This window comes from Psychrobacter maritimus (assembly GCF_904846345.1).
GTDB classification, from domain to species: Bacteria; Pseudomonadota; Gammaproteobacteria; order Pseudomonadales; family Moraxellaceae; genus Psychrobacter; species Psychrobacter maritimus.
This window is the reverse complement of sequence record NZ_CAJHAJ010000019.1, coordinates 1-5,826: the sequence shown is the minus strand read 5'-3', so window position 1 is coordinate 5,826 and position 5,826 is coordinate 1. Positions and strand designations below refer to the sequence as shown.

The 5,826-nt window shown below is 44.4% G+C and carries 5 protein-coding genes; all 5 read left to right on the top strand.

All coding sequences use genetic code 11. The annotated features are described in order from the left end of the window. Positions 1-315 (top strand): membrane protein insertion efficiency factor YidD, encoded by a 315-nt coding sequence (gene yidD, locus JMX50_RS13075; protein WP_201630051.1) that lies wholly within the window; start codon positions 1-3, stop codon positions 313-315. 216 nt (positions 316-531) lie between these two features. Beyond that, entirely contained in the window at positions 532-2,214 is a 1,683-nt protein-coding gene (gene yidC / locus JMX50_RS13070) for a membrane protein insertase YidC (RefSeq protein WP_201563830.1), read from the top strand. Positions 2,215-2,418: 204 nt separating this feature from the next. Beyond that, a complete protein-coding gene (gene mnmE, locus JMX50_RS13065; RefSeq protein ID WP_201630053.1) occupies positions 2,419-3,864 on the top strand; it encodes a tRNA uridine-5-carboxymethylaminomethyl(34) synthesis GTPase MnmE in 1,446 nt (481 codons plus the stop codon). 148 nt (positions 3,865-4,012) lie between these two features. After that, positions 4,013-4,471: a transcriptional regulator NrdR gene (gene nrdR, locus JMX50_RS13060; RefSeq protein ID WP_149490272.1), complete on the top strand. Its 459-nt coding sequence runs from the start codon at positions 4,013-4,015 to the stop codon at positions 4,469-4,471. 109 nt (positions 4,472-4,580) lie between these two features. Continuing rightward, positions 4,581-5,648 carry a bifunctional diaminohydroxyphosphoribosylaminopyrimidine deaminase/5-amino-6-(5-phosphoribosylamino)uracil reductase RibD gene (gene ribD, locus JMX50_RS13055; RefSeq protein WP_201630049.1) on the top strand — a complete coding sequence of 356 codons (1,068 nt, stop codon included), beginning with the start codon at positions 4,581-4,583 and terminating at the stop codon, positions 5,646-5,648. Positions 5,649-5,826 lie beyond the last annotated feature (178 nt).

Sequence of the window (5,826 nt, the reverse complement as noted above, 5' to 3'; positions counted from 1 at the left end):
ATATTTTATCAAAATATAATTAGTCCTATATTACCTGCTCGCTGTCGTTATTATCCGACTTGCTCAAATTACGGTAAACAAGCTTTAGCTTGGCATGGCGTTTGGTCAGGTAGTTGGCTGTTATTAAAACGTATTGGCCGCTGTCATCCTTTGGGCGGACATGGCATTGATTTTGTGCCGTTACCTTTATCTACTTATTATTATCAATATTTAGCCCCTATCGCACTTGCTTACGTCAGAGGGCAAGGTTTATATGTTTTTAGAGATACGACAAGCTATGTTTCGCGCCTAAATCATATGATGAAACGGGCCTAAATCTTATTAGCGACAGGGCTGTTGTGGATATCTATTTAGTTACCCACAAGTTATCCACACTCTTGGTATCATTTAGAGTGGTTTTTTAGTAAAATGATGAACATTTTATGTGATTGACTGCTGATATTGCCGCTAGGAATACGGGTTAATACTCTGTGGTGGTCATGACACATGCCTGATTTTTCATTCCCTAATTTTTTAATCTAGGAAAGGTTTATGCAAAAGATATTTCGGGTGATGATCATCATTGCGATGCTAATCACCGCTTATCTGCTGATTTTGGCATGGCGAGATGATTATGCCGATGCGCCAGCTGTAGACACGGTGCCAAAAACTGCAACATCGGTAGGAGCGGATATTCCTTCGACCAGCGGCGCAGCAGGCGACATTCCGGTACAAACGTTACCAGTAGATACGGGTGCGGTAGCAGCAACACCTGCTGCTAATACCGGTCTTATCACGGTAACCACCGATCGCTATGACATCAAAATCAATCCAGAAGGCGGCGATATCGTTTATGCTGCACTAAAGCAGTATGATGCGACGCTCGATAGTGATAAGCCTTTTGTGTTGTTAGAAAATAATAGCAATCGCGTTTATGTCGCACAGTCTGGTCTGATTGGTCAAAATGGTATCGATACCGCAGAAGGCCGCGCTAAATACAGCCACACTGCTAACAACTATGTGATGGAGAAAGGTCAGCAAACGCTGTCAGTACCGCTTACGTATAAAAAAGACGGCGTAACGGTTACTAAGACCTTTACCTTTACCCAAGACAAATATCCGATTGATATCAGCTATCAAATTCAAAACGCTTCTGCCAATGCCTGGCAAGGGCAGATGTTTGCACAGTTAAAACGTGATGATAGTAAAGATCCTGGGATGTCTGATAAAGGCGCGCTAAGCATGGCGACTTATTTGGGCGGGGCTTGGGGCACACCTGATGACCCTTATAATAAGCTAAAATTCGGCAAGTTTAATGATGGTGAGTTGACCACCACCAGCGATAAAGGTTGGGTTGGCATCGTACAGCATTACTTCGTTTCAGCTTGGACGCCGGAAAACTTTACGGGTAAATTCTTTAGCCGCGAAACGGGCGATGAGTATTTTATTGGCTTTAACAGCCAACCTGTCAATGTGGCGCCAAATAAGCAAGTGACTTTGAATGCAACCTTATATGCTGGTCCAAAAGTACAGTCTGAGCTCAAAGAAGTCGCAGTAGGTTTGAATCAAACCGTCGATTATGGCTTGTTATGGCCAATATCGAAGATATTATTTGCCGTTTTGGATGGTATTCATAAGGTTATCGGCAACTGGGGTTGGTCAATTATTTTACTGACTATCTTAGTGAAAATCGCCCTGATGTGGTTCTCAAATAAGAGCTACTATTCAATGGCAAAAATGCGTGCTATCGCGCCACGACTAGCGGCATTGAAAGAAGAGCACGGCGACGATCGCATGAAAATGTCGCAAGAAATGATGGCAATTTATAAAGAAGAAAAGGTCAATCCGATGGCGGGTTGTTTGCCAATTCTGATGCAAATGCCAATTTTCTTAGCGCTATATTGGGTGTTGGTTGAAAGTGTTGAGCTGCGTCATGCGCCTTGGATCTTGTGGATTCGAGATTTATCAGCGATGGATCCGTGGTTCATTTTACCATTGCTCATGGGTGCGTCGATGTTTGTACAGCAGCAGCTAAACCCGCAGCCAGCTGATCCAATGCAAGCGAAAGTGATGAAGTTTTTACCGATTATCTTCACCGCATTTATGTTGTTCTTCCCAGCAGGTTTGGTTCTATACTGGACTGTGAATAACTTATTCAGTATGACGCAGCAGTACTTAATCAACCGCAAAGTTGAAGAAGAGCAAAAACGTCGTACCGTTAAAGTTCTAGACTAAGCAGCTTATTGATTGATAAAAACCATCGCTCCGGCGGTGGTTTTTTTGTGCTAAAAAATGGCGTTTTACTCCGTTGATAACCGAGGAAAATAGGCATGCGTCACGGTTTTGAAAATTGCTCATTGAAGTTTGCTTTGTCAGTGTGCATCAAGCCGTCTATAATGGGGTTTTTGCTTATTGAGAGTGATTGTGGATTCTTTAGAGATGGCACTAGCTGCCGATAATTTAGATGAGTCACCTAAAAAGTCTAATTTATCTGGCCTTCCAACCATTGCGGCGATTGCCACACCGCTTGGGCGAGGTGGCGTCGGGGTTATTCGTCTGTCGGGCTCACGTGCTTATGATATTGCGTGTCAGCTCACCGGTAAGTTGGCTTTTACGCCGCGTATGGCCAGTTTTTGCCGTTTTTATCAGGCTGATGGCACGACCATTGATGAAGGTTTGGTGCTTTATTTCAAAGGTCCGCACTCGTTCACCGGCGAAGACGTCATTGAGCTGCAAGGTCATGGCGGCATGATTTTGCAAAATCAGCTGTTAGCGCGGGTGTTTGAATTGGGCGCAAAACAAGCGGGCGCAGGGGAATTCTCTTACCGTGCTTTTGATAACGATAAACTGGATTTGGTGCAAGCAGAAGCCATCGCTGACGCTATTGATGCCACCAGTGCCGCCGCTGCCAGTAGCGCGATTCGCTCGCTTAGCGGTGAATTTTCACAAAAAATTAACCAGTTACTTGAGCAGTTGATTCATCTGCGCTTGCACGTTGAAGCAGCAATTGATTTCCCCGATGAAGAAGACGTTGATTTTTTATCTGATGGGGTTATCCAAGATAAGCTTGAGCAAACGCAAGCTAAAATACAGCAAGTGCTAGCGACCGCCAAGCAAGGTCAGCTATTACGCGATGGCATTCATGTGGTGCTTGCAGGTAGACCCAATGCTGGTAAATCAAGCTTGCTGAATCGCTTAGCAGGGCAAGAGCGTGCTATCGTTACCGATGTAGCAGGGACGACGCGCGATACGCTACAAGAAACCGTGGTGCTGAACGGTTTGACGCTGCATTTAACCGATACCGCAGGTCTGCGCGAGACTGAAGATACGGTCGAGCGTATCGGTATTGAACGTGCCCGTACCGCTATCACGCAGGCTGATATGCTGCTGATGGTTTATGATGTGACTCGTGACCTTGAAAGCGACAGCACACCGCTACAGCTGGCTGAACAGCTATTTGGTGAGTTGCCAGAAGCCAAGCGCTTACTGATTATTGCCAATAAAAGCGATTTATTAAACGATAGCAGCAGTAATGAGATAACTTCTATTTCGCAAGCAGAAATCAAGAATCGCGGCTACGAACAGGTCAATGTTTCATGTGAAACAGGCGCGGGTATTGATGATTTAGTCGAAACCTTATGTGCTAAAGTAGGTTTTCATCCGCCAGAAAATAGCTTAATCGCCCGTACGCGTCATTTAGATGCGTTAAGAAGAACGGCTGAATATTTAGCAGAAGCGCATGAGCAGCTGACAGTTTTTAAAGCCGGAGAGTTAGTCGCAGAAAGCTTACGCCAAGCGCAGCATAGTTTGGGTGAGATTACTGGTGAATTTAGCGCTGATGATTTGTTAGGTAAGATTTTCGGTAGCTTCTGTATTGGTAAATGATGTCATTATTGATGTCTTTAAGTTGCTTAGCCTCAAATTGCTTAGCCTTAAATATGTTTCATATTAATTATTAAATCTATTGTTCAGATACCATTGTTTATGCCGTAATTGCTCCTATAGCGCTTAATATTAAGACAAGGAATAGAGTATGCATTGCCCCTATTGTAATGCGTCAGATACCAAGGTTATCGACTCACGGCTTGCTGCTGAAGGCGCGCAGGTGCGTCGTCGTCGCTCATGTAATAGCTGTCAGGAACGCTTTACGACCTTTGAGGTGGTAGAAGTGGTGATGCCGCGTATTATCAAATCAAGTGGCAAAATCGAACCTTATGATAATGATAAATTGCGCCGCTCGATTTTATTACCTTTACAAAAACGCCCGATCACCATTGATGAACAAGAAGCGATGATTAGCCGTATTGAAAAACGCGTACGGCAAATGGGCGAGCGCGAAGTCAGTAGTAAAGTGCTAGGTGAAATTATCATGAGTGAGCTTAAAACCCTCGATGATGTCGCTTATGTGCGCTTTGCCAGTGTCTATCGTGACTTTCAAGATATCGACGCTTTTCATCAAGAGATTGCCAATATCCGTCCTAATGAAAAATAAGCATGACTCATGCTAAGTGTTTAGCCTGCTTGCAAGTTTATATTTCTTATTCGCTCTACTCTATAAAATCTTTAATAATAATTATCAATCATTGATTAAGTCCACCTTTATGCCAAACTCAAATCATTCTAAAGATGCCAAAGACCGCTATTTTATGATGCTTGCCATTGAGCAGGCCAAGCGTGGTTTATATACGACGCGTCCCAATCCGGCTGTCGGCTGTGTGATTGTGCAAGCAGACGAGGTAGTGGGTCAAGGTTTTCATCCTAAAGCGGGGCAGCCGCATGCTGAGGTTTTCGCCCTAAAAGATGCTGGTACGCGAGCCATGGGTGCAACTGCTTATGTGACTTTAGAGCCTTGTAGTCATACTGGGCGCACACCGCCTTGCGCGCGAGCACTTATTGTATCCGGTGTAAAACGTGTCGTCATCGCTGGTCTCGACCCCAATCCTCAAGTGGCTGGTCGCGGTGTGAAACTGTTAGAAGAAGCGGGCATAGCCGTAACCGTTGGCGTGCTAACCGCGCAAGCAGAAGCCTTAAATAAAGGCTTTTTAAAGGCGATGCGCAGCCAAATGCCTTATGTCAGGCTTAAGATTGCCACCAGTCTTGACGGTCGTACGGCCATGGCGTCTGGAGAGTCTAAATGGATTACGGGCACGGCTGCGCGTGAAGATGTACAGAGACTACGCGCGCAAAGTGGCGCTATTATCACGGGTAGCGAAACGGTCATCGTTGATAATCCGCAATTAAACGTACGTTCAAATCAGTTAGGTGTCGCGCCTGAGCAAGTGCCGCCGCCTAAAGTAGTGATACTAGATAGACGAGGGCGACTAAAACACGATTTGCAATCTGACTATCAGCTATGCCGTCGCTCAGATACATTATATTGGCGGGAAGAGGATTTAATCGAATTATTAAAAAGCCTAGTGCGCGACCATCAATGTTATGACGTACTGGTAGAGGCAGGAGCAAGTGTCGCTGGTAGTTTTTTACAACAGCAACTGGTAGATGAGCTCATTGTCTATCAAGCGCCTTGCTTATTAGGCACACAAGCACGGCCTATGGTTGCTATCAATCCGTTATCGTTAGCGCAGCAGCTACGTTTCGATATTCACTGTCATGAGCAATTGGGCGCTGACCTTAAGCTGACCCTATACCCTTTATCAACCATCTTCTAGATACTCTTGTTTTTCAATGTTTTATCCACAAGATTAGACCTATTGATAGGGTATGTGGATAAACATAATAGTTTAATGAAGGTTTCACATGAAACTGTGTATAACTTTGTTTCACATGAAACTTATTAGAGGTTATTGACAATAGTGTTTATAATTAATTTATTTAAAATCAATAACT